This is a genomic window from Syntrophomonas zehnderi OL-4 (assembly GCF_000983115.1).
Classification (GTDB): Bacteria; Bacillota; Syntrophomonadia; order Syntrophomonadales; family Syntrophomonadaceae; genus Syntrophomonas_B; species Syntrophomonas_B zehnderi.
Map to the genome: position 1 here is coordinate 1 of NZ_CGIH01000036.1, position 22,828 is coordinate 22,828.

Sequence of the window (22,828 nt, forward strand, 5' to 3'; positions counted from 1 at the left end):
AGATATGATTTAATAGGGAATATAATTAGATATCAGGCAGGATAATATATTAACGTAAATAAGAGATGACCGGCAGCAGGAGGAAAATTGTTTAATGAGAAAGCTCATCCCGCACGGCGTTGTCCATGGAATATGCATTATTTTGTTTCTGGCTCTGCTGATCTTTATTACCATTGATCAGGGGGCCCATATAACTAAAATGGCCCAAAACCCAGTTGAATTCAAAGCTTTTTTGCAAAACTACGGCATTTTCAGTATCCTGGTTTTTATAGCCTTTCAGACCCTGCAGGTCTTAGTGGCTGCAATTCCCGGGGAATTACTCCAATTAGCTGGGGGATTTGCTTATGGTACTTGGGAGGGAGCTTTTTACTCGCTGATAGGAATCAGTATAGGCAGTACGGTGGCGTTTTTCATTGCCAGGGTGTTGGGGTATCCATTTTTGAAGATGTTTGTCCCCCGCCAAACGTTTGCCCGCTATAAATTTCTTTTTAGTCGTCGCCGGGGTATTATCATAATTTTTATCCTTTTTTTAATTCCCGGGTTTCCAAAAGATATCCTGAGCTATTTAGCAGGGATTACTCCGTTAAGGGCACCTCATTTTATAATTAGTTCGACTGCTGCACGCTTTCCAGGTATCCTGGTCTCATCTTATATCGGTGCCAATTTGCAACAACGCAATATTACTGAAGTGGTGATTGCTGCATCAATCGCTGTGGTTGTTTTTGTATTGGCCCTAATCTATCGCAGGCAATTGATAGGTTGGGCAGGGCAATTTTCTCGTTCCAGGAAAAGCCATAGCAATAAGACCGAAATAAATTAGTTAAAAATTATCCCAGTAATTAAATATGGTTGGGACTATAAAACCTTTGGCATCATTATGATCCCCCCCAAAAAACCATCCTCAAACCTTATGGCAGTCCGGTTGATTACGTCCGCAAAGATCAGTTAAGCTATATTTTCGAGATTATTACAGGTTTTTGCTTGCTATATTTCTGGTGGATAGCGGGGCGTGCAGTTTATTTTTTATTCGGGTTATCTGTATAACCCTACAGCGAAATATTTGATATATTAGGATATATAAACTGGTTGAACAATTAAGGAGGTCAAATACATGCAGGGAAATAGCAAAGATGTCGCAACAGAGATTGAACAGCTGCGTAACGAGAATGCCGAATTGAAATCCCAGGTAGAAAAACATGCAGCTATGATGCAGGAGCAGAACCAGGAGCTGGAGCAACTGCGAAAATTGGCCGGAGTAGTATTGAAACATTTTGAAGGGGTGCTGGATAATGGTTGTTATGTAGACAGATGCATGGGTTGCAGTAGATGCGATTATGAAATCCTGGGTCAAGCCCTGCTCCCCTTTAAAAAAATGGCCTACAAATATATCCCTTAAACACAAAGGGACACAAGGGCGCACAAGGGGGCGGTTCTCCTGTGTCTTTGACACAGGAGAACCGCCCCCTTGTGCGCCTGAAGTGCTAATGGAAAGCATCTATTTAACGATATAATATTATATTAGAAAAATGCTCCAATGGTTAGGTGGGATATCTTCTGAAACGTTTTATTATTTGTCTGCTCATCTTCCTGGTGTCAGCACCGGCAACCCTGCTAGCTGCTCCCCAGCTGGAAACCTACAATCCTTCGAGCGAGGCCAGGCAGGCTGGTGTCCTGGTGTGGCGGCTTAATGCGGGGAAATGCACCGAAGATTTATTACTATTGCCCAACGGGAATATTTTACTTACCGCAGGTAGCAAACAAATGGCGGTTAGCCCACAGGGCCAAATTATCTGGGAAAACAAGGGCAGTGGAAATTTTGGTCAGGCGATCATTGATCCCTATGGCTCAATCTATGCTGCTAGTGGTTCCTCCATTTTAGAAACACTCCCTAATGGTGCCAAAGGTTGGAGTTTTTCCAACCTGCCGATGGCTAATAAAGGGAAAAAATCTTTATTGTACCTGGGGCCGGACAAGTTGCTTTACCTGCCTTTAGCGGATGCATTATATGCGCTTGATACCAAAGGACATTATGTGTGGAGTTTGTTTCCCTGGGATTATGCCGAGAAATACAATACCAAGGCTTCTGCACGCAGGGTTTTTTTGGCCGGGGCCGCTGATGAGAGGGCTTTTTATGTGGTGTATGGAGAAAAAGCTGACTTTCGCCTAGCGGCGGTTGATCGGCAAGGGAAGTTCTTATGGTCATACTGGCTGGGGGATATCACTAGGTGTGAGCTGTTTGCCGATGGAACCGGCAGGCTGTATGCCAGTGTCAGCTATAAAAAAAGTGCAACTAACCGACCGGGGCAGGGTAAAAGCAAGCTCCTGCCCGGCAAGATTTTGTGTTTCCGGTATGACAGCAACCGGCCGGTTTGGGAACAACCGCTGAAAATTGAAAAAGATATAACCGCTCCGGTTCTGTACCAAGATATAATCTTGGTTACGGCCAACAGTGAGATTAAAGCCTTCAATGCCCAAAGTGGTTCTTATTTGTGGGATGACAGACTTTTAAAGCTTATCTCACCGGTAGCTGTAAATCAACAAAAAGGCAGAATCTACGCAGGCAGCAGCGAGGGTTATCTGTATGCTGTCAAACCATTGGGGCGAATGATGTGGGAACGCAAACTGGATGGAGGAATTGAGCGGGCTCCTTTAATCACCCCTGACGGGACGATCTATGTTATTACCAATAAAGGCAGCCTGTATAAGATTCGGGATACAGTTACAGATAATTGAACGAGGACTAACTACTGTCGTATTAAAGGGTGGTGCCACTATATTATGATACTTAAACCAAATAAGTTAATATTAATCGGCCTGATCGCTTTACTGGGTACGTTTGCCTGGGTCAGGCCTTTGCAAGCTATTACCAGGTTTTCGGACATCAAAGGTCACTGGGCAGAGGAAGCGGTACTGACATCATATTGCTGTGATTTGATTAAGGGTTATCCAGATAACAGTTATAAACCAGAGCAACCCTTATCCCAATTGGAAGCCTTGGTTTTGTTTATGAAAACCCAAGGATATGAGCTGGATAAAACCAAGCCAGCCAAGAATAAATCCAGCGTTCGAAACCCAGCTGTTCCTATCGTACCCTGGGGGCAAAATTACCTGGACACAGCCGTGGAAAAACAGCTGCTTTCCCGGGAATGGACTTATAACTTTGTTTATGATGCACCGGCTAGCCGGGTGCAGGTCGCCTTGTTGTTGGGCAGTCTGCTAAACCTGCCTAATGATGCGGCAACCTTGCCAGGAGAAGGTTTTTTTTCCGACCTGGATGGAATCAGCCCCCAAGCCCGTGCTTATATTGTAGGATTGAATTATGCGGAGATAATGAATGGTTTCCCGGATAACACCTTTCGCCCCCATCAGTCGATAAAAAGGGCCGAAGCTGCCGCCCTGTTAAACAAGCTAAACCAGGGCGGCTGGGTTAAATATGCCAAGGGTCGGGATGAGCGCCAAATGGAAGGCTGGGTCAGCCAATTGACCCTGGTGGGTAAAAAAGCCGAATTGGAACTGACATCTTTACAGGGAGTGCAAAAATTAAAGCTGGATCCAGAACTGGTTTGTTTCCGGGCAGGAAGGGAATGCTTTCATCAAGAAGCAGTCAATAGTCAGGTGCGGTTATATCTTAATAATAAAAAACAAGTCGGCATAATCAGCATATTGGAAAAAATAAAAACTCCCCCTGCAGATGAATACATAACCGGCACCGTAAAATCCGTAGTACTCGGTGAGGACAGCTTGCTTATCCTTTCTGATCTGGACTGCCGGGATCGGCGCCTGCCTTTGGCCCGTCAGGCCCGGCTGGAAAGCCTGAAAGCTCAGAACAAAGGATTCACCGCCCTTAAACCGGACACCTTTGTGAAGGTCTACCTGGCTGACGACATGGTCGTTCGGGTAAGTGAACTAAAGACCGAGAGTATTGCGGGAATGGTGGAGAAAATATCTGCCCGTACCCTATACCTGGAGGACAAGGGTTCTTCCAAAAAGGATAAACCTACCTGGTTTAATTACTGGGACCGAGCCCGTATCGTTGACAAGAATGGCCAACGTATGGGAACGGTGTTAAGAGGTGATAAAGTTAAGGTAACCTACCTTGATCCCATTCCTGATGGGATTGACGATGAAATCCCGCTGGAGATTAAGATCACTTCTCGATCCGAGCTTAAAAAAGTCAAAGGCCAAGTGGAAAAAATCATTAACCAGCCGGGGAATAAAGCTGTTATCCTAAAAAAGAATAAATCATACCCGGCTGATAATAACGTTACCGTTACCGATGCCGTAGCCGGAACAACCATATCCTTTACGGATTTAAACCCCGGTCAGGAAATCGAAATGTACGTAGATGGTGCCGGGGTAGTAATGCGGATAACGCGGAACTAGGTTTTTTGAAAAACAGCAGGACACAGGAGAATGCCTGGGGTGTGTCTGTGGCTATCCGTGGCTTTGTGTTCCGCACTCAGGGGTGACTAACAAGAAATCATAGCCATTATTAATAAATTCAAATACTTTGTCAGCGATTATTTTATGTCCGTTCTTATTGGGATGCATCCCGTCTTGGCAAACGCATTTGGCGTAATCAGGTATCTGCAAAAAAGCACACCTGACATCAATAAGTTTGGTTTGGGTTTCCTCGGCAACTTTTTTAATGATATTACTATACTTTTCCTGCCAGTAAAATATTTCGGAGACGCTGCCAAGCCATTTAGTAATATTACTTTGGGTAAGGGGGTTGTTCTTACTAACCCATTCCAAATACTTTTCGGCATTAAGTGGCGGTAAAGTCATAAGAACTGGGACGGTCTTTATATTCTTAAGCAGCCCTATGGTTTCACTTAAGGCCGTTTCAAATAGGCTTATCTGCGTTTGAGGCTGATGATTGCCATCTGGATTATCGGCTACCTCATCCCAGTTAAAAGCACAATCATTTCCGCCGTACTCAATTAATACGATGTCCGGTTTATCTTCGTCCAGGTACCTGCCCAGTTTACTGATTCCGCGCGTTAACGTGCTGCCAAAATTAGATACATTCCTAACAGAACCTTTTATTTTCGAGCTGATCGTATTGACATAGTTTTCCGGCAGTACTGTATATCTGCCTTTGGTTTCGTCATATATTACTCCTTTGGAGATGGAGTCCCCGGATACAAGAATTTTGATGTTGTCTTTGGCATTTATCTCACTCATTTAGCCTCTCCTTTTAAAAACATACGACATTTACACACATACTATATTACGCAGGAAATTTTTGCAAGGGGACGCACAAGGGGACTGGATTACTCAGGGATGCTAATGCCCACCAAGTTCATCAAATATCTGGCATTGGAAGTGGTACAGCGGCCCGGGCGAAGCCTATAATCGAATTTAATCCTGCCATTTGTATATTGTTCTTCAAAATGGTAATTCCTAAAGTTTAATCCTTGGTTTTTTTCCAGGTCGCAAAGCTCGAAATCGTGAGTGGAAATCAAACCGATGACGTTATCCCGGTTCAATTCCTTTAAGACAACCTGGGCCCCGGCAATTCGATCCAATGAGTTTGTCCCTCGAAAAATCTCATCGATTAAGTAAAGCATGGGCTGCCCTTGCCGGGCATGTCTTAATATCATATTTATCCTGGTCAACTCCGCGTAGAAGGTTGAAATTCCACCAATCAAATCATCTCTTATCACCATAGAAGTAAATATATCCATAATAGAACACTTGAATTCGCGGGCGCAAACAGCTGCCCCAGCATAGGTCAGAACCAGGTTCATGCCGATAGCTCTCAGGAAGGTGCTTTTCCCTGACATATTGGAACCGGTTATAATGCAAGAATAGTCTTCAATGTCTATGTCATTTCGAACGCATTTTTCCGACTGAATTAAGGGATGACCTAAATCACGCCCATAAATCTTCCTGCCATGATCCTGAAGTTCAGGAAAAACCCATTCCGGGTGTATGTGGGATATGACGGAAAGGCTGGTTAAAGCCTCAAAGGCTCCAATGGTTTCGAACCAGGCTCTAATTCTCTTACCGTTTTTAATTTTCCAGCGCTCCAAATAAACCGCACAATGAAAATCCCATAATAGAAAGATATTAAAAATAAAATAAAAAATAGGATTATAGCGAAGGTCAATCTTATCGGATATTCGTTCCAGACGTTTCATACCATTAGAAGCTGGCTCGGTTTGGTTGTATAACTCGGCTTTCAAAGTGGATAAGTAATCGTCTTTAAACTGTTCCGATTCAATTAATAAAAACATGTTTCTAAAAGCACCTAAACCCTTGTGAACTGAATATACCCTGTTCAAATCAGAAGAAAATTTTCTCAATCCGGCCCAAAATAACAGTAACTGAATGCCAAAAATTATTATGGGCACCTCAACGGGCAGGCCCCAACCTGAAAAAGACAGTACAAAGGCCAAAATGGTAACCAAGGGAAAAAAACGAATGATATGTATACCTTTGGTCAGCGATCCGGATTCTTCGGCATAGCTAACTAATCCCCCTATATCCCGTGATACGTCATTTACCAGCAACCCCTGCAGCTCCAGTTTTTGGCAAAATTCAAGTTTGGCAGTTAGTTCTCTGACTGCATCCTGGCGCATTTTTATGGTATTTAGGTTTTTTACTGGGTCGGCTAAAAGTGTTTTTAAATGGTGCCTGCCCCAAAACGTATTAGCCAATGATATCCATTGATACAATGATTTAGAACCGAAAATATCCAGGTCATAGGTGTACGGGTGATTACCATCCAGGAATTCTTGTCCGCAATCAGCCAATGAAACCCACTGTCCGTTAATTCGGCTCAAATATCTACGCTGAATTTCCAGCATGGCGCGGGCGGTTTTCAATTTCTGTTCCACTTGGGAGTGTTTATATACGAGAGCCAGAAACACCACCAGGAAGAAAAGTAAAACGGCTAAGGCCTGTGTTCTGGCTCCCAGAAATAAGCAAAGTACAGTTAATACTGTTCCTACCAAAAAAACCAACAGACGCAGATTACTAATCGTATTAAATGACTTGGTATACTGTTTCACAAAATCTTGATAGCGGTTGAAACGAGTTTGAAATAAATTTTCGGCAGACATTAAATCCTCCCTAAAAAGATTCTTTTCCTAGAGCCCTATTTTTAAGTTTTATTAATAGTAACATATATGAAAGGTGCACTCTTATTCTTAATACCTTCCTTTTGCAAAATGGCTTAATATCCTCTCAAGCATCTTTATCATTGGTACTTAGTTTTTGTCCCCAGGTTTTTCTTGTTTTCCTCGCCCAATATAAAAGGTTGTTGTAAAGATTGACATGTGAATACAGGGGAGGCTCCTGGTTGTCATTGCAGTGACAACCAGGAGCCTCCCCCTTTATCCTTAAGGTATGTAGTGACCTAAAACGATTTTTAACTGTCCATCACCGCCTATGATAAAATCATAGAAAAATTGTCCGTGATCCGGGTATTTCTTTATAAAAGTCTCATCCAGCAGAGGCATTTCGTAAATCCCATAAGTATGATGATTCGGCGCTATTAGGGGGGCTATTTTTACTCCAGAATCGCAAGTATAGGTTTTCGTCTGGTTTAAATCTTCAATATGAAACCCATTAGGATTGTTATCTCCTGGACCATCAGGTATGAATTTCATGATCTTGACATGAACAGCTGCCGGTTTTCCATTTTTCATCTTAACACCAGCAATCTGTCCGAAAATCCTCTCACCGCCTCGGGCTACATATTGTTCTGCGGCAGTTAACAAATCAACTACATTAAAAGGACCCCCTACAAACTGAAAACTGTTTACTATTTTTTCGATTGTTTTGTGGTCAGCGTATTCCGGGTTAATAACGATGCACACTTTGCGCAGGGCTTGTTCATCTAATAAATACTTCCCATACTTTTCAGCGGATCTTTCCGTGCTATAATATGGAACCAGTTCCACTCTACCAACTTGTTGATTACCGACATACATATTCCAGCAAGGCGGGAAACCTTCCGTTGCTTTCATTTCCCAGCCTGCAGGGATTTCTATGGTAAAAAAACTGCTGCCTTTGACTTTAAACCCAGTATTTGCAGCTACAGGTTGCCGTTTTCCAATAAGGGCAATACTCTTCGATATATCTGCCATTTGTTTAACCATGGCATTGTATTCATCATTAAGTGTTGTTTCATCTAGGGGACATTGTATATCAGAAGGCATTTGGATAAAGTATGTAAATCCATTACCCTGTAACCCAATTTGGCGATCTACAGGTGACTGCAGCATATCTTCGGCGGTAATCATTTCTCCAATCTGCCGCTCTACGCTGGCAATACGCCCCATACCGTCATATTTATCGTAAATCTTCTTATTGTAAATAGTGATGCTATTGTCCGCTTCCTTAACAATGTATTTGCCTTCCCAATCTTGCGGAAGCTTTAATGAGAACCCCAGGGATTCATTTTTATAGGTAATCGCATTAGTCGGATCAAGCATAAGACCCACTGATAGCACTATTGCTGCCACAGCGATAACCACCCCAGTCCAAAAGGCTGGCTTTCTATAATTCAGTACATTCTTTATTCTGGATTTGACGTTACTCTCCCCAAAGGCCAAGGGACTTAATAATCCACTCTGTTTAACAGAAAGAGAAAGCAAAGAGTTGGAATAGCTGGCTCGTATATCATCACCAGACTCCTTCATTACGCTTTCATCGCAAGACATTTCCATATCCTTGACCATTAAAAAATAGGAAATCCATATTATGGGATTAAACCAGTGTATGACCAGGGCCAAAAACGCTATCGGCTTAATGATATAGTCATACCGCCTAATGTGGGTTTTTTCGTGTTTTATGATATAACCTAGTTCACTTCCCGGCAGATTGGTAGGAATATAGATTTTCGGTTTAATTAAGCCTAAGACGAATGGAGTATTTATACCATCGGCTTCATAAACATTATTATTAACCAATGCAGCCGTAGAAATTTTGCGTCTCAATCCCACATAGGAGATTAACGCATAGGCTAAAAGCATGGCAATTCCCAGTATCCAGATTAAAGTTCCTATTTCTAATGCGATTCCTATGGGATTAACACTGGCAGTCGGATTGACCGGTGGCAAAGCAGATTGTATAGACTGATTTATGGCCTTATCAGCCATGGTAACCCCTGTACTTATAGCAGGATTTGGGGAATAAACAATATCGGGGGAGATAATTTCATTATTAGTGGGTAGCAAGCTAAAGCTGCTTTCCAAAGAAAGGGGACACAGCAACCGGAATAATACGACCGCCCACAGAGCATAGGAGAATATCTTGGGAGCCCTTTTTAGCAGCTGCCTGACTATAATGACTGCCAAAGCTACATAACTGGCCGTAAGACTCATGTTTAATACGGCAATAAAGTAACTGCTCATTTCGTGGCCTCCTCTATCATTTTCTTAATCTCCTCGGCTTCTTGGCGGGATAGTTTTTTGTCTTGTAAAAATGCTGCCAGAAAAATAGGCAGAGAGTTATTGAACGTTCTCTTAAGTAGCACTTCACTATCATGTTTTTGAACTTCTTCCCGTTTGATCAAGGCTACCACCGTGGCATTTTCATTTTTTAAAATACCGCGCCCAGCTAGTTTTCTTATCATGGTATAGGTCGTGGATTTTTTCCACCCCAATTTTTCAAAGCATACTTTAGTTAATTCAGTTGAGTTTATGGGTTCCAGTTCCCAAATGATTTCCATGAATTTGTATTCGGCCTCAAAAAGTTTAAATTCTTCCATCTAAGTTTCCTCCTTTCAGTTAAGGTCTATCATGATAAACCTTAAGCTAAGTTTATTGCGATAAACCTTTTTTGTCAATTTGAAATACAGTCAATCTATCATCCGCAAATTCTTTGCCATATCAAAGCAAATGAAAATAACATTCTATTTTTCCGCTTATTTTTGCGCTGTTTTTTCTCTTGACACAGGATAAACGTCTCTGGTGTCATTGTAGTATTATATTTTGATACATGTTAAAATTAAAATACTATCTTGGAAAGAATATGCAGCAATAAATTTGGTTGATTCTCTGGGAAAAGGCATAATATGGGGCAAGGAGGGCAAAATATGGCTGAAGAGACGCAATTAGTTGTTTTTAAACTGAAAACGGGTGACGTTGTCTGTGAATACGGCGTACCCATCACCAAGGTACAGGAGATTATCCCCATGGCAACTCCGACCAGATTACCGCAGGTACCTGATTTTGTGGAAGGCATTATTAATCTGCGCGGCAAAATTATACCGATTATTGATCTTAAAAAAAGATTTGCCATGAGTGCATCAGAGGTAACCAGCGAAAGCCGTAGTGTCGTAGTTGAGGTGGATGGGCAGACGGTAGGTATAATCGTGGATGAGGTAAGTGAGGTCTTAAGATTGTCAAATGATAGCATAGAACCTCCGCCAGCCGTCATCGGAGGCATTACCGCCGAGTATTTAACCGGGGTAGGCAAGCTTGATGATCGCCTTTTAATCCTACTGGATATGGATAAGGTTTTTAATGATAGCGAGAAAGCCGAACTTCTCAAGGTAGGTGCCTAAACCTTTGGTTATAACAGTTGCCCTGGAATCGATATGGTTTCAGGGCTTTCTGTACCGTAATCAAATAATCTGCCAGATTATATAGAAAACTCGAGATATCCGCTATAGCCTTAAGGCTGCGTACAATTCGAGTTTTCTTCGTATCTGAAAGGGGTGGTGCTTTGCGGATAGGTGTTGATATTATTGATATTGAGAGAATGGAGAAGGCTATAAAAAGAACTCCGAATTTCCTGCTTAGAGTATTCAGTCAGCAGGAACTTGATTATTGTATGCCCAAAAAAAATCCCTATCCTTCCCTGGCAGCCCGTTTTGCCGCTAAAGAGGCGTTTCGCAAAATCGATCCTATTTTCACTAAGGGAATACGCTTCCATGATGTGGAGGTTATGATAAACAGGGAGGGTAGACCAGAGTTGCTTTTGCACCCGAGTATTTTGGAAAAGGCCGCCGGGATTGGGATTAACCAATGGGATATATCCCTTTCCCATTCACATAGCCAGGCCATAGCTGCTATCATTGCTGACAAGGGGTGAGGAGATTGAAACTGCTAAAAGCGGAACAGATGAAAGAAATAGACCAAAGGGCCAGTCAGGAATACCTTATTCCCAGTATTGTGTTAATGGAAAATGCCGGTTTGCAGGCACTTGATACAATTATGGATATCCTGGATGAACTGTCCGGAAAAAGAGTTGTAATTTTGGCCGGGCGCGGCAATAATGGCGGAGATGGGCTGGTAATCGCCCGCCATTTAATCAACGCCGGGGCTCAGGTGGATGTTTTTTTATTAGGAGAAGCCCAGGATTTAACCCCTGATGCTGCCATTAACTACCATATACTGAAGAAAATGAACGGGAATATAAACCCCTTGCTGGGAAAAAATGATCTGGATCATCTGTTGGCGAAGCTGCTACTGGCGGATATAATTGTAGATGCCATATACGGAATAGGTTTTAAGGGAAGTCTTAATCCCTTTGAAACCCAGGTGGCTAAACTGGTAAACTTAAGTCAGGCTCAGGTGTTAGCCATTGATATCCCCTCCGGGGTGGAAGCGGATAGCGGGAGCGTCCACGGGGAGGCCATCAGAGCTGATTATACCGTGACCTTTGCAGCACCTAAACTGGGCATGATCATGGAACCGGGCCGCGATTATATAGGAATTTTGAGTGTAGTTGATATTTCTATTCCTCAAGTGCTGTTGGCGGATGAAAAATATAATATTCACCTGTTGACAGCATCCATGTTAAAGGGTTATTTTAAACCACGGCGGCGTGAAACCCACAAAGGAAGCTATGGCCATGTGCTGGTCATGGGAGGATCGATGGGGATGAGCGGAGCTCCCCTAATGTCTTCTTGGGCCGCTATGCGCAGTGGGGCTGGTTTGGTGACTGCGGCTGTTCCGGAGTGTATATTGGCAAAAATTGATGCGGCTATACCGGAATTGATGAGTCGGGGACTGCCCTATACCGATAAGGGCGCGATTGCTACGGCTGCGCTGCCGATTATAACAGAACTGCTCAGGAGTGCTACGGTGGCTTGCATCGGCCCCGGTATGTCCAGCTATGATGAAGGCCGGTCAGTAGTTGCCGCGGTGCTTAAAAAGGCGGAGTTGCCACTGCTGGTTGATGCGGATGGCTTAAACGCTCTAAATGGTAATACAGGCATTTTTAAAGAAAGATCATATCCTACCGTGATTACCCCGCATCCCGGTGAAATGGCCCGTCTGCTCGGGTTGTCCGTACCGGAAATACAAAGTAACCGTTTGGAAATCAGCCGGCAGTCTGCGGCTGAATGGGGGGTCACCGTGGTTCTAAAGGGGAATCAAACGGTTGTGGCTAGCCCTAGCGGGCAGTTATATGTCAACCCGGTCGGTAATCCAGGTATGGCTACTGCCGGAAGCGGTGATGTCCTGTCGGGCATTATTACGGGCTTGATGGCTCAGGGCATGAATGCTGATCAAGCCGCCTGGGTTGGAGTATATCTCCATGGTCGGGCTGGCGATGAGGCAGTCTTGCAAACGGGAGAACGGGCATTGATAGCAACTGACATTATTAATGCTTTGCCGCTGGTTCTGCGCCAAGAGGAGAATTAATTTATAAAATAGGTTATTTATATCGAAAGGGGTAATTGAAATGTTGGCCAAGGATATCATGACCAAAGATGTGATAACAGTCAGGCCGGATGATGATGTGGACAAAGTAGCTCAGCTTTTGCTGGAAAACCGTATCAGCGGGATTCCTGTAGTGGATGGAGAGCATCGGATACTGGGCATCATTACGGAAAAGGACTTGATGGTCAAAGCAACCGAATTAAAAGTCCCCTTTTACCTAACATTATTTGACAGTATTATTTTTTTGGAAAACCCCATACGTTTTAAAAACAATTTAAAAAAGTATACCGCTTCCCAGGTAAAAGATGCCATGACCACCAAGGTTTACTGGGTGGAAGAGGATGTACCGGTAAGTGAAATCGCTGAGATTATGAGAAAAGAGAGGATTAATCGTATACCGGTAGTAAGACATGGCAAACTAATAGGCATCGTTACCCGCAATGATATTCTAAAAGTGATAGTAAAACAAAATGGATAATCCCTTAACAAGCTGGGCAGAAATAGACTTAAGGGCCATCCGCGAAAACATTGCAGCCATTAAGCGTTTGCTTGACCCTGCGGTTAAGATAATGTCAGTCGTTAAGGCTAATGCTTATGGTCACGGTATGATCAGGGTAGCCCAAACCTGTATTGAGGAAGGTGCTACATACCTGGGGGTAGCGACCCTGGAAGAAGCTCTGGCATTGCGGGCGGAGCATATCACAGCACCTATTCTCGTATTGGGCTATATTCCGTTAAGCCAGGCTGAAATAGCAGTGCAAAATCATATCGATGTAACCGTTTATAATCTTGAAGCTGCGCAAACTTATGCGCGAGTCGCCAATTCAAAAAATCCGGCCCGCCTGCATATTAAAATTGATACCGGTATGGGCAGGATTGGCTTTCAAGCTGATGAGGCAGCCCTGCAAACGGTAATGGAGATAAACAGGCTGCCGAATATCGTGTTACAGGGAATATATACCCATTTTGCCACAGCCGATGAACTAGACAAAAGCTATACCAGACAGCAAAATCAAACCTATACATTTTTTATTGAGCAACTGGAGCAGGCTGGAATTCATATTCCTATCAAGCATACTGCCAACAGTGCGGCGATTATGGATATTCCTGAAACTCATGGCAACATGGTCAGGGCGGGGATCATAATTTATGGTTTGTATCCGTCAGATCAGGTGAAAAAAGAAAATCTGCCCCTTAAGCCGGCGATGCGCTTAAAGACCCGCATCAGCCATTTAAAGACACTGCCGGCGGGAAGATCTGTCAGTTACGGCCGCCGCTTCGTTACAGATCAGGAAACCGTGGTGGCTACGGTTCCTGTTGGTTATGCCGATGGTTATAGCCGTCTTTTGTCCAACCGGGCTTGGGCATCTGTAAACGGTCAGCGGGTTCCCCTGATTGGAACGGTTTGCATGGATCAATGTATGTTTGATGTGAGTGAGGTAAAAGGCGTTAAAACAGGGGATGAGGTGCTTCTCTTCGGCAGACCGGAAGAGGGTGTAACCGCGGACGACCTGGCTGATCTGATGGGAACCATAAATTATGAAATCGTTTCTGCGATTGGCAGTCGTATTCCCAGGATATATCTGGATTAGGGGCATTATACTTTAGTAATATATTGGATTTGCGAGCTAAAGGTCTTGTCTATATAATAAGTATATGTACTCATATATTTATTATATTGGGGGTGCTCCGATTGCCAGCCTCAAAGAGAATAATTATCACCGTTCCTGAAAGCCTCCTGTATGAAGTGGACAAAATTACTCACCTGGAAAAACGGAACCGTAGTGAAATCGTAAGAGAAGCCATTATGTTTTATTTAGGGGAGCGTAAGAAGGAATTAATGATTGAACAGATGAAAAAAGGTTATATGGAAATGGCGGAAATTAATCTTAGTATTGCAACCATTGAGGAAAGCGGCGAGTATTAGAACCTGTGAAGATAAAGTGGTGGAGTGATTGATGGTATGATAAAACGTGGTGAAATCTATTTTGCTCAGCTTAATCCGGTAATAGGATCGGAGCAGGGCGGAGTAAGACCGGTTCTGGTGGTACAAAATGACATCGGTAACCAATATAGTCCCACGACGATTATATTAGCCATAACCTCACAGATTAATAAAGCCAAGCTGCCTACCCATGTGGAACTTAAAGCTGAGCACTACGGTTTGGAGCGGGACTCGGTGGTGCTCACCGAGCAGATCAGAACAATCGATAAAACTCGCCTAAAGCAACGGGTGGCGGTTTTAAATGAGGAAACCATGCACAAGGTAGATCAAGCCCTCATCGTCAGTTTGCATTTAGCCGAGAATTAAAATACATAAATAGGCAGGCAAATAGCTGTCATTAGCTACATAGAATATAGAAAGCAGGTTTTTTATTAGAACCTGTTTTTTTTATGAGGCGGAAGATAGGGGATTTCCCCGCTTCCTGTTTCTTAAGACGGGAGGGGATTGATTGAAGCCGGTGATTGGGATTACGGCCAACTATTACCTGAATGAAAACGACTTTGCCGTGCGGGAATATTATGTATATTCGGTATACAAAGCAGGGGGAATCCCTGTAATACTTTCCCCGCTGCAGGAAGAGGACAGTCTGGAGGGTTATTTGCAGATCTGTGACGGTTTCGTATTTTCCGGGGGTGGGGATCTGGATCCGTATTGCTTCGGGCAATTGCCATTCGTTGGGCTGGGGGAAGTAAATCCAGTCCGTGACACGTTTGAAATCAAGCTGGCCCAAGCAGTCCTTTCAGTCGGAATGCCGGTTCTGGGAATCTGCCGAGGCTGTCAAATCATGAATGTAGCCGCCGGCGGAACCCTTATCCAGGATCTTCAAACCGACTTTTGTCATATGCAAAAAGCCCCCCGGGATTACGCTTTTCATGATATATTTATAGAAAAGGGCAGCCAACTGGCTGGGATTCTGCAAAGCTGCCACATCCGGGTAAACAGCTTTCATCATCAGGCGATTGATGAGGCGGGCAGGGATGTTTTCCTGAGTGCTTATGCTCCGGATGGTACCGTAGAGGCTTTGGAAGGAAAAGCAGGCTTATTTTACCTGGGGGTGCAATGGCATCCGGAATGTATGCACGATATCTTTTCGCGCCGCTTGTTTTCAGCTTTGGTGGAGAAATCTAAACGTTTTTAAACTGAAGATTATGGCAAAAGCAGTATTGAACAGTATGACCGACAGCATCATAAGATGTAGCATAAGGAAGGGAAGTCAAAGCGATGTATGCGATTAAAGGCGGAAAAATAATTACCATGGATGAAGCAGGCATAATTGAGGGGGGCATTATTCTTATTGAAGGTGCTCTTATCAAACTGGTAAGTCAAGAGGCAGAGATTCCGGATGGATATACGGTTATTGAAGCCGGGGGCAAATACATCACCCCCGGGTTTATTGATTCCCATACTCATCTAGGTTTGGAGGAAGAGATTTACCGGGTTGAGGGGGATGATGTCAACGAGACCAGTGATCCGATTACCCCGCAGTTACAGGCAGTCGATGGTATTAATTTTATGGATCTGGGATTTAAGGACGCCTTACGGGGCGGAGTTACCCGTGCCATGGCCATGCCGGGCAGTGCCAATATTTTAGGAGGGCAAGCGGTATTTCTAAAGACCCTGGCTGAAAACCTGAGTGGGATGATTTATAAAAACCCCTGGGGCTTAAAAGCCGCTTTGGGAGAAAACCCCAAAAGGGTTTATACAGCCCAGAAAAAGACTCCCCAGACACGGATGGCAAGTGCCAGCCTGCTGCGAGAGGCCCTATATACTGCGGCCCGCAACCTGGAAAAGACTGAGTTAGGGGCCCAGGAAGAATACCGCCAGTCTGCGATTTTTAAGGTTTTAAGACGGGAGATGCCTCTTTTGATGCACGTGCACCGCGCTGATGATATCCTTACTGCTTTGCGTATCAAAGATGAATTTAATATAGATCTCTTGATCCAGCATGGAACCGAAGCGGTTTTGGTTGCGGATGAGCTGGTTAAGAGAAATGTACCGGTATTTTTGGGGCCGCTTCTGGTCAACCGGGCCAAGGTGGAAATGAAAGAAGTAGCCTTTAAAAATGCCCGCTTGTTAGCTGAAAGAGGCGTAGAGTTTTCTTTTATAACCGATCATCCGGTTATTCCCATTGAACATCTCAGGGTATCTGCTGCTCTGTCTGTACGGGCAGGCCTAGACGAAGATCTGGCTTTACAGGCGATTACCAGCCGACCGGCTAAATTTCTAGGAGTAGACGGTGAATTGGGTAGCATACGGGCTGGGAAATGGGCTGATCTGGTTATTTTTGATGGTCACCCCTTTGATTTTCGCTCATCCGTTGAATATGTGATGGTGGATGGCAAGTTGTGGAGGGATCAAATTGAATAAAGGAGATTTATTCACTGTTTATATGGATGGGGCAATGATGACCGTTTGTGTGATTGGTTCCTATAAAGAAGAATACAGCGGCGAGGAAATGGTTATTCTAGCCATCGTCAGCCAGGATAATATGGTACATGTGCCTTTGGAAGACCTGGATATGTTGATTCCCCGCCGTAAGTTTATGAATTGACTGGTGAGCAGCCAGCAGGATCTGTAGCTGTGGTTTTGCTAAAAAAATGAGACTTTGGCATATCTTTCATCATTATTTAAACTAATGAGATTCAGTGTTGAACGAATAGGTTCGGGCAGGCTGACTCTCTTTTTTTTGTGCTATAATGGGAAAGCGGCATGAGGATTCATTGATAAAAGTGATTAAAACGGGGTGAGTGAGGCAACAATGTCTATTGAACAGTATGGCTTGTTTGATGATGAAGAACAGGCAGTCGGACAGAAGCAAAGCAAGGTCGCGGATACAACGCCGGATCGATTTTTGCTGCCTTTTATACCCGGGGTAAAAGCTGATGAGGCTTATTTGGATCTGCAGGATCTGGCTGGCCTAAAAAACTGCGCCCTGGGATGTTCAGCCTGTCGACTGCGCCCCGGATGTAAGCAGGTGGTATTTGGGGATGGAAACCCCGAATCTCTAATAATGTTTGTGGGCGAAGGGCCGGGCAGTGATGAGGATGAGCAAGGTATTCCCTTTGTGGGACGGGCCGGGCAGCTTTTAAACAAAATCCTGGCAGCAGCAGAGTTTGAACGGGAGGATGTCTATATTACTAACGTAATCAAGTGCAGGCCTCCCGGAAACCGTTTGCCCAATCCGGATGAAGTAAATGTATGTCGCAATTTCTTGGAGGCCCAAATCCGGATTATTAGGCCAAGGCTGGTTGTTTGCCTGGGTGCCCTGGCTGCGCAAACGGTTATAGATCCTCGCGCACGCATTGGACAGGTTCGGGGCAAATGGTTTACTAGAAACGGGATAAAAATAATGCCTACGTATCACCCGGCCGCCTTGTTGCGAAATGAGAGCTATAAAAGACCGACCTGGGAAGACTTTAAAATCATCCGGGACGAATTTCAACTGCTTGATAAATAGTAGGAATCGGCTGGATAAATATCTGTATCCGGAAAAACTAAACGGGGGGTAAAAATGGATATAACCATACCAACTGAAGATACAATGCTTGAGCTGGGCCAAAACCTGGCTGCGGTTTTGGCGGTCGGTGATATAGTATACCTGCTAGGTAATCTGGGAGTGGGCAAAACTACACTGGTGCGAGGAATTGCCCGTGCTTTAGGTTATAAGGGGCGAGTGACCAGCCCCACTTTTACCCTTATGAATATTTATAACAGTATTCCCCCTATATATCATTTTGATTTTTATCGTTTAGAAGGTGGAGAGATGCAGGATCTGGGCCTTGAGGACTACTTGGAACGCGAGGGAATCTCTTTGATTGAATGGCCCCGTCTAAAGGAGGCTGATTTGCCCCAGGAAGCCTTGCTGGTTGAGATTAACCTGCAAGACGATGATTATGAAAAAGAGCGCCTGGTTCACATATGGGCCCAGGGCGATAAATACCAATCAAAAATTGAAGGGTTGATGAAGGTTGTATATCCTGGCCATAGATAGTGCTACCCCAGTGGCGGGCGTAGCCTTGGTTAAAGATAGTACGTTGTTAGCAGAGAGATTTCTTAATTTTAAAAAAACCCATTCCGAAACCCTGATGTCCATGGTAGATCAGGTGTTAGGTGAATGCGAAATTACCGTACAGGATTTAACTGCCATAGCAGTAACCATTGGCCCCGGTTCATTTACCGGTTTGAGAATCGGACTAGCTGCCGCTAAAGGTTTGAGTTTGGCCGCCGATAGACCTCTGGTGGGGATTTCCACCCTGGAGGTAATGGCGCATAATATAGTTTTCAGCGACAGTATGATATGCCCGTTGTTGGATGCCCGCAAACAGGAAGTGTATACAGCATTTTTTGATGTTACCGGCATTTATCCACAACGGTTGACCGAAGATATGGCTTGTTCTCCTGCGGAAATGATCGAAAGGGTTCTGACCCAGGCAGAAATAAGTTGCCAAAACAAGATTACGCTGTTAGGGGATGGATACGCCCCCTATGCCGATTTTTTTAAGGAACGCTTACAGGGACGCTTGTTGGTTCCCCCGGCGCATCTTATGTTGCCACGCGCGGCAGCCTTGGGAAGCCTGGCATGTTTAAGGGCTCGTCAGGAAGATTATAATAACGCTTTTTATCTCCGCCCGGTCTATGTAAGATTGTCTGAGGCGGAGCACCGTTTGGGTAAAGGGGAGCTGTAGTTGTTGAATCAGGAATTTTTCGTCAGGAAAATGACCGAGCAGGATTTGGATGAGGTCATGCGGATAGAACATGAGGCCTTCAGCTTGCCCTGGTCACGTGATTCTTATCTAGGCGAGCTTAAAAATAGTTTTGCCGATTATCTGGTCTGCGATTTTGCCGGAGAGATAGCGGGATATGCTGGGATATGGGTAGTATTTGAAGAAGCTCATATTACCAATGTAGCCGTTAGTAAAAAATACCGTTCCCGCGGCATCGGCCTAGCTTTGATGCAAGAGACCGAAAAAATTGCCCGGGCTAAGCAAGCGATCCGTATATTGCTGGAGGTAAGACCATCCAATCAGGTTGCTATTAGTATGTATGAAAGCCTGGATTATTATCAGACCGGGGTCAGAAAAGCCTATTACACGGATAATGGCGAAGATGCCATTATTATGACCAAATTATTATTTTGAAGGCTTATGACTCATAAACTTATAAAAGTTGGTGTTAAGTAATGGATGATGTTTTGATTTTAGGTATAGAAACTTCGTGTGACGAGACTGCCGCAGCGATCGTTAAAAACGGCCGGGAGGTTATCTCTAATGTGATAAACTCCCAGATAAGTATTCATCAGCAATTCGGGGGGGTGGTTCCAGAAGTCGCCTCTCGCAAGCATATTGAAAATATTGCCTGGGTCGTGGATGCGGCTTTTAAGGATGCCGCTCTTAATTATCAGGATATTGATGCCGTAGCTGTAACTAATATGCCTGGTTTAATCGGGGCTTTGCTGGTGGGTTTGTCTTTTGCCAAAGCCTTTGCTTATGGTTTAGGCAAACCTTTGATTGCTGTTAACCATCTGGAGGGTCATATCTACGCTAATTTCCTGGAACACAAAGACATAGAGTTTCCAGCCATATGTCTGGTTGTATCAGGTGGTCACACCAGCTTATTGTATATGAAGAATGCGGGAGAATCTGAAGTAATCGGAGAGACTAGAGATGACGCAGCCGGAGAAGCTTTTGACAAGGTAGCTCGTTTCCTGGGTTTAGGTTATCCAGGCGGGCCGGCCATCCAAAAAGCCGCCCAGATGGGGCAGCCGGGAATATATAAACTGCCGCGGGTGTTTCTGGATCGAAATGAGTATGAATTCAGTTTCAGTGGCTTGAAAACTGCAGCTATGAACTTGTGGATGAAGTCTTTAAGACGTGGGGAAAACAATGTGGAAAACATGGCCGCCGAATTTCAAGCCGCTCTGGTGGAGATATTGGTGGAAAAAACTATTAGTGCGGCTTTGCATTATAAGGCGGGTACGGTGCTGCTGGCAGGCGGGGTAGCGGCTAATCAGGCCTTACGGGAAACCATGGCCAGGCGGGCTCAAAACGAAGGTTTAAAACTTTATTATCCGTCCTTGAAATTATGTACCGACAATGCGGCCATGATAGCCGGGAGGGCATATTATGATTATTATAATCGCAATTTTTCTCCTTTGAATATTAATGCACACCCTAACCTGTTTTCGGTGTGAATCTACCTGTGGATAATGTGTATAAGTCTGTTGATAACTGATAATACCGGTTTTTTTATGTCTGTGAATAAGAAATAGAGAACTCGCACCTAAAAAAACGCCCGAAATTAAAAGCTTAAGGCCTGTGGATAATTATATAAGGAAGGAGAGATGCGGATGCATCCAATTCTGTTTAGTTGGGGTAAGTTTAATGTTTACTCCTGGGGGTTTATGTTAGCTGTAGCTATTATTGTCGCAATTTTTGGCTTGACTAAAATGTTTAAGCGAGAGGGCTATGATCCTAATACGGCAATTGACCTGGTGATTATCCTGATTATAACTGGTGTGTTGGGTGCACGCCTGGCATATATCGTGGTCTACCAGTGGCAGGATTTTCTGATGAACCCGGCTGCGGTTTTGATACCCGGTGCGGAAGGATTTCAGGGGCTCATCTGGTATGGAGCGCTTTTTATCGCTTTGCCTGTCTTTATTTGGTATGTACGGCGAAAAAATTATCCTCTCTGGAATATGCTGGATATATTTGCCCCTTTTGTAGCTTTGGGCTATGCTATAGTTCGAATAGGTTGTTTTCTGGAAGGTTGTTGCTATGGGAACGTAACCAACTCTGCCCTGGGAGTGGTTTTCCCCACGGTAGATCACTTGACCCGTTTTCCTACCCAGTTATTTAGTTCGGCTTTAAATTTTATTCTATTTGCCCTTTTAATCTGGTATTATCCCCGGCGCAAATTTAACGGACAAATATTTATATTTTATCTGATGGGTTATTCAGTATATCGTTTTATTATCGAATACTTCCGTGATAATATAATTTTTTACGGCCCCTTTTCCATGGGTCAGGTAGTAACGTTAGTAATTTTTGGTGCAGCATTGCTTTTATACCGTTGGAGAAAGGAACAGAGCCGCTGGCCGGAAGCGTGAGGCATTTTTCGGTGAGTTAGCAATTATCCCGGGATCCTTTTTAGAGCAGGAGTGAGGATTGATGGAAATAAATTACGGCAGCTTAAGAGCGGAATTACGCAGCCGGATGATAAGACGCCGACAGGAGCTGTCTATTGAAGAGAAAGTTAATGCCCAGACCAAAATTATGGATACCTTGAGTCAATTGGTTCCGATACAGACTGCCCAAACCATTATGGCTTTTGCGGCTATAAGAAATGAAGTGGATGTTAGCGCATTTTTGGAAGTGCAGCAACAAAGCGGGAAAACCATCCTGCTGCCGCGGGTGGAAGGAAATGAATTAGCAGCAGTTAAGTGGGAGGGTTGGCAGGAGACTACCGTCAGCTCGTTTGGTATTGCCGAGCCTGTGGGATCAGCCTTTCCGTCTCAGGAAATAGATGTGGTACTGGTGCCTGGACTGGTATTCGATGGTAACGGCTATCGCTTGGGTTACGGTCGGGGTTTTTATGACCGCTTCCTTTCGAGTTTGCGTAGTGATACCTTCAAATGTGGAATATGCTACGAGTTTCAGGTGGTAGACAATATTTATCCCCACGAACGGGATGTGCCGGTACATTGGATAGTTACTGAACAGTCCGAATTACTCATCGCCGGCGAATTTTTTTAAGGAGAAATATAAACAGATAACGCATTTTTCAAAGGGGCTGGCCTGTGTGTCCGCCCCTTTGATAATGGTTGCGTAAGTAATAATTAGGAAACTTAGTATCCGTAGCGGAAGCTTAAGCTTCCGCTACGGTGAGAAGCATCATGGTGAGTATATGCGATGATGGTACTGAAGCGTATCATCTCACTGCGGGGACTACCGATATGAACTTCGTTCAAAATTAAAGTTGCCCCCTACAGGGACTACCGATATGAACTTCGTTCATAATTAAAGTTGCCCCCTACAGGGACTACCGATATGAACTTCGTTCATAATTAAAGTTGCCCCCTGCGGGGACTACCGATATGAACTTCGTTCATAATTAAAGTTGCCCCCTGCGGGGACTACCGATATGAACTTCGTTCATAATTAAAGTTGCCCCCTGCGGGGACTACCGATATGAACTT

26 protein-coding genes are annotated in these 22,828 nt (G+C 44.2%); 21 read left to right on the top strand and 5 right to left on the bottom strand.

The window, feature by feature from the left end:
- Positions 1-94: 94 nt before the first annotated feature.
- The 4 genes from AAV90_RS10390 (at position 95) to AAV90_RS10405 (ending at position 4,383) form a co-directional block, all read left to right on the top strand.
- Positions 95-820, top strand: coding sequence for a TVP38/TMEM64 family protein (locus tag AAV90_RS10390; protein WP_052729734.1), 726 nt, complete (start codon positions 95-97; stop codon positions 818-820).
- A 291-nt stretch (positions 821-1,111) separates the two neighbouring features.
- Entirely contained in the window at positions 1,112-1,396 is a 285-nt protein-coding gene (locus AAV90_RS10395) for an MreC domain-containing protein (RefSeq protein ID WP_046498701.1), read from the top strand.
- A gap of 146 nt (positions 1,397-1,542) precedes the next feature.
- Positions 1,543-2,733 carry an outer membrane protein assembly factor BamB family protein gene (locus tag AAV90_RS10400; protein WP_046498704.1) on the top strand — a complete coding sequence of 397 codons (1,191 nt, stop codon included), beginning with the start codon at positions 1,543-1,545 and terminating at the stop codon, positions 2,731-2,733.
- 45 nt (positions 2,734-2,778) lie between these two features.
- Positions 2,779-4,383: an S-layer homology domain-containing protein gene (locus AAV90_RS10405; protein WP_046498707.1), complete on the top strand. Its 1,605-nt coding sequence runs from the start codon at positions 2,779-2,781 to the stop codon at positions 4,381-4,383.
- Positions 4,384-4,434: 51 nt separating this feature from the next.
- Here AAV90_RS10405 and AAV90_RS10410 read toward each other — a convergent pair whose 3' ends face one another.
- From AAV90_RS10410 to AAV90_RS10425, 4 genes are all read right to left on the bottom strand, one after another.
- A complete protein-coding gene (locus tag AAV90_RS10410; RefSeq protein ID WP_046498708.1) occupies positions 4,435-5,187 on the bottom strand; it encodes an SGNH/GDSL hydrolase family protein in 753 nt (250 codons plus the stop codon).
- 89 nt (positions 5,188-5,276) lie between these two features.
- Positions 5,277-7,070, bottom strand: a complete 1,794-nt coding sequence (locus tag AAV90_RS10415) for a MutS-related protein (RefSeq protein ID WP_046498713.1) — start codon at positions 7,068-7,070, stop codon at positions 5,277-5,279.
- 279 nt (positions 7,071-7,349) lie between these two features.
- The gene (locus AAV90_RS14170; protein ID WP_052729735.1) at positions 7,350-9,368 is read right to left on the bottom strand and encodes a M56 family metallopeptidase; all 2,019 of its coding nucleotides are present in this window, start codon (positions 9,366-9,368) and stop codon (positions 7,350-7,352) included.
- On the bottom strand, positions 9,365-9,724 hold the full coding sequence (locus AAV90_RS10425; protein ID WP_046498715.1) for a BlaI/MecI/CopY family transcriptional regulator: 360 nt from the start codon (positions 9,722-9,724) through the stop codon (positions 9,365-9,367). Before AAV90_RS10425 ends, AAV90_RS14170 begins: the two co-directional genes overlap by 4 nt.
- A 327-nt stretch (positions 9,725-10,051) precedes the next feature.
- Between AAV90_RS10425 and AAV90_RS10430 the strand changes: the two genes are divergently transcribed.
- The 17 genes from AAV90_RS10430 to AAV90_RS10510 all read left to right on the top strand — a co-directional run bounded on the left by AAV90_RS10430 (position 10,052) and on the right by AAV90_RS10510 (position 22,385).
- Positions 10,052-10,522, top strand: a complete 471-nt coding sequence (locus AAV90_RS10430) for a chemotaxis protein CheW (protein ID WP_046498718.1) — start codon at positions 10,052-10,054, stop codon at positions 10,520-10,522.
- A gap of 161 nt (positions 10,523-10,683) precedes the next feature.
- A complete protein-coding gene (acpS, locus tag AAV90_RS10435; RefSeq protein WP_052729736.1) occupies positions 10,684-11,052 on the top strand; it encodes a holo-ACP synthase in 369 nt (122 codons plus the stop codon).
- Positions 11,053-11,057: 5 nt separating this feature from the next.
- A complete protein-coding gene (locus AAV90_RS10440) occupies positions 11,058-12,608 on the top strand; it encodes a bifunctional ADP-dependent NAD(P)H-hydrate dehydratase/NAD(P)H-hydrate epimerase (protein WP_046498721.1) in 1,551 nt (516 codons plus the stop codon).
- Positions 12,609-12,648: 40 nt separating this feature from the next.
- Positions 12,649-13,104, top strand: coding sequence for a CBS domain-containing protein (locus tag AAV90_RS10445; protein WP_046498723.1), 456 nt, complete (start codon positions 12,649-12,651; stop codon positions 13,102-13,104).
- Positions 13,097-14,218 carry an alanine racemase gene (gene alr, locus AAV90_RS10450; protein WP_046498726.1) on the top strand — a complete coding sequence of 374 codons (1,122 nt, stop codon included), beginning with the start codon at positions 13,097-13,099 and terminating at the stop codon, positions 14,216-14,218. Before AAV90_RS10445 ends, alr begins: the two co-directional genes overlap by 8 nt.
- A 101-nt stretch (positions 14,219-14,319) precedes the next feature.
- Positions 14,320-14,553 carry a CopG family ribbon-helix-helix protein gene (locus AAV90_RS10455; RefSeq protein WP_046498728.1) on the top strand — a complete coding sequence of 78 codons (234 nt, stop codon included), beginning with the start codon at positions 14,320-14,322 and terminating at the stop codon, positions 14,551-14,553.
- Between the two features lie 36 nt (positions 14,554-14,589).
- Complete coding sequence (locus tag AAV90_RS10460; RefSeq protein ID WP_046498731.1) at positions 14,590-14,937, top strand: type II toxin-antitoxin system PemK/MazF family toxin; 348 nt, start codon at positions 14,590-14,592, stop codon at positions 14,935-14,937.
- Positions 14,938-15,088: 151 nt separating this feature from the next.
- Positions 15,089-15,769 carry a gamma-glutamyl-gamma-aminobutyrate hydrolase family protein gene (locus AAV90_RS10465; RefSeq protein ID WP_242847543.1) on the top strand — a complete coding sequence of 227 codons (681 nt, stop codon included), beginning with the start codon at positions 15,089-15,091 and terminating at the stop codon, positions 15,767-15,769.
- An 83-nt stretch (positions 15,770-15,852) separates the two neighbouring features.
- Positions 15,853-16,998, top strand: a complete 1,146-nt coding sequence (locus tag AAV90_RS10470; protein ID WP_046498735.1) for an amidohydrolase — start codon at positions 15,853-15,855, stop codon at positions 16,996-16,998.
- Positions 16,991-17,182 (top strand): hypothetical protein, encoded by a 192-nt coding sequence (locus AAV90_RS10475; RefSeq protein WP_046498738.1) that lies wholly within the window; start codon positions 16,991-16,993, stop codon positions 17,180-17,182. Before AAV90_RS10470 ends, AAV90_RS10475 begins: the two co-directional genes overlap by 8 nt.
- A 207-nt stretch (positions 17,183-17,389) precedes the next feature.
- On the top strand, positions 17,390-18,088 hold the full coding sequence (locus AAV90_RS10480) for a uracil-DNA glycosylase (RefSeq protein WP_076982639.1): 699 nt from the start codon (positions 17,390-17,392) through the stop codon (positions 18,086-18,088).
- 54 nt (positions 18,089-18,142) lie between these two features.
- The gene (gene tsaE, locus AAV90_RS10485) at positions 18,143-18,622 is read left to right on the top strand and encodes a tRNA (adenosine(37)-N6)-threonylcarbamoyltransferase complex ATPase subunit type 1 TsaE (RefSeq protein ID WP_046498740.1); all 480 of its coding nucleotides are present in this window, start codon (positions 18,143-18,145) and stop codon (positions 18,620-18,622) included.
- Positions 18,623-18,647: 25 nt separating this feature from the next.
- Positions 18,648-19,316: a tRNA (adenosine(37)-N6)-threonylcarbamoyltransferase complex dimerization subunit type 1 TsaB gene (gene tsaB, locus AAV90_RS10490; RefSeq protein ID WP_242847542.1), complete on the top strand. Its 669-nt coding sequence runs from the start codon at positions 18,648-18,650 to the stop codon at positions 19,314-19,316.
- On the top strand, positions 19,317-19,769 hold the full coding sequence (gene rimI, locus AAV90_RS10495; RefSeq protein ID WP_052729737.1) for a ribosomal protein S18-alanine N-acetyltransferase: 453 nt from the start codon (positions 19,317-19,319) through the stop codon (positions 19,767-19,769). It begins immediately after the preceding gene.
- Between the two features lie 41 nt (positions 19,770-19,810).
- Entirely contained in the window at positions 19,811-20,821 is a 1,011-nt protein-coding gene (gene tsaD, locus AAV90_RS10500) for a tRNA (adenosine(37)-N6)-threonylcarbamoyltransferase complex transferase subunit TsaD (protein ID WP_046498744.1), read from the top strand.
- A 156-nt stretch (positions 20,822-20,977) separates the two neighbouring features.
- A complete protein-coding gene (lgt, locus tag AAV90_RS10505; RefSeq protein WP_052729738.1) occupies positions 20,978-21,739 on the top strand; it encodes a prolipoprotein diacylglyceryl transferase in 762 nt (253 codons plus the stop codon).
- 61 nt (positions 21,740-21,800) lie between these two features.
- On the top strand, positions 21,801-22,385 hold the full coding sequence (locus AAV90_RS10510; RefSeq protein ID WP_052729739.1) for a 5-formyltetrahydrofolate cyclo-ligase: 585 nt from the start codon (positions 21,801-21,803) through the stop codon (positions 22,383-22,385).
- 92 nt (positions 22,386-22,477) lie between these two features.
- Here the strand turns inward: AAV90_RS10510 and AAV90_RS15610 are convergent, their stop codons facing one another.
- Positions 22,478-22,600 carry a hypothetical protein gene (locus tag AAV90_RS15610; protein ID WP_278279304.1) on the bottom strand — a complete coding sequence of 41 codons (123 nt, stop codon included), beginning with the start codon at positions 22,598-22,600 and terminating at the stop codon, positions 22,478-22,480.
- Positions 22,601-22,828 lie beyond the last annotated feature (228 nt).

Bases quoted from the DNA above. Each gene is read 5' to 3' on its own strand.
- AAV90_RS10405 (WP_046498707.1), top strand. From the start codon at position 2,779: ATGATACTTAAACCAAATAAGTTAATATTAATCGGCCTGATCGCTTTA.
- AAV90_RS10470 (WP_046498735.1), top strand. From the start codon at position 15,853: ATGTATGCGATTAAAGGCGGAAAAATAATTACCATGGATGAAGCAGGC.
- AAV90_RS10445 (WP_046498723.1), top strand. From the start codon at position 12,649: ATGTTGGCCAAGGATATCATGACCAAAGATGTGATAACAGTCAGGCCG.
- lgt (WP_052729738.1), top strand. From the start codon at position 20,978: ATGCATCCAATTCTGTTTAGTTGGGGTAAGTTTAATGTTTACTCCTGG.
- AAV90_RS10390 (WP_052729734.1), top strand. From the start codon at position 95: ATGAGAAAGCTCATCCCGCACGGCGTTGTCCATGGAATATGCATTATT.
- AAV90_RS10430 (WP_046498718.1), top strand. From the start codon at position 10,052: ATGGCTGAAGAGACGCAATTAGTTGTTTTTAAACTGAAAACGGGTGAC.
- tsaE (WP_046498740.1), top strand. From the start codon at position 18,143: ATGGATATAACCATACCAACTGAAGATACAATGCTTGAGCTGGGCCAA.
- AAV90_RS10395 (WP_046498701.1), top strand. From the start codon at position 1,112: ATGCAGGGAAATAGCAAAGATGTCGCAACAGAGATTGAACAGCTGCGT.
- AAV90_RS10415 (WP_046498713.1), bottom strand. From the start codon at position 7,070: ATGTCTGCCGAAAATTTATTTCAAACTCGTTTCAACCGCTATCAAGAT.
- AAV90_RS14170 (WP_052729735.1), bottom strand. From the start codon at position 9,368: ATGAGCAGTTACTTTATTGCCGTATTAAACATGAGTCTTACGGCCAGT.
- AAV90_RS10410 (WP_046498708.1), bottom strand. From the start codon at position 5,187: ATGAGTGAGATAAATGCCAAAGACAACATCAAAATTCTTGTATCCGGG.
- tsaD (WP_046498744.1), top strand. From the start codon at position 19,811: ATGGATGATGTTTTGATTTTAGGTATAGAAACTTCGTGTGACGAGACT.
- AAV90_RS10510 (WP_052729739.1), top strand. From the start codon at position 21,801: ATGGAAATAAATTACGGCAGCTTAAGAGCGGAATTACGCAGCCGGATG.
- AAV90_RS10460 (WP_046498731.1), top strand. From the start codon at position 14,590: ATGATAAAACGTGGTGAAATCTATTTTGCTCAGCTTAATCCGGTAATA.
- AAV90_RS10480 (WP_076982639.1), top strand. From the start codon at position 17,390: ATGTCTATTGAACAGTATGGCTTGTTTGATGATGAAGAACAGGCAGTC.
- alr (WP_046498726.1), top strand. From the start codon at position 13,097: ATGGATAATCCCTTAACAAGCTGGGCAGAAATAGACTTAAGGGCCATC.
- AAV90_RS10425 (WP_046498715.1), bottom strand. From the start codon at position 9,724: ATGGAAGAATTTAAACTTTTTGAGGCCGAATACAAATTCATGGAAATC.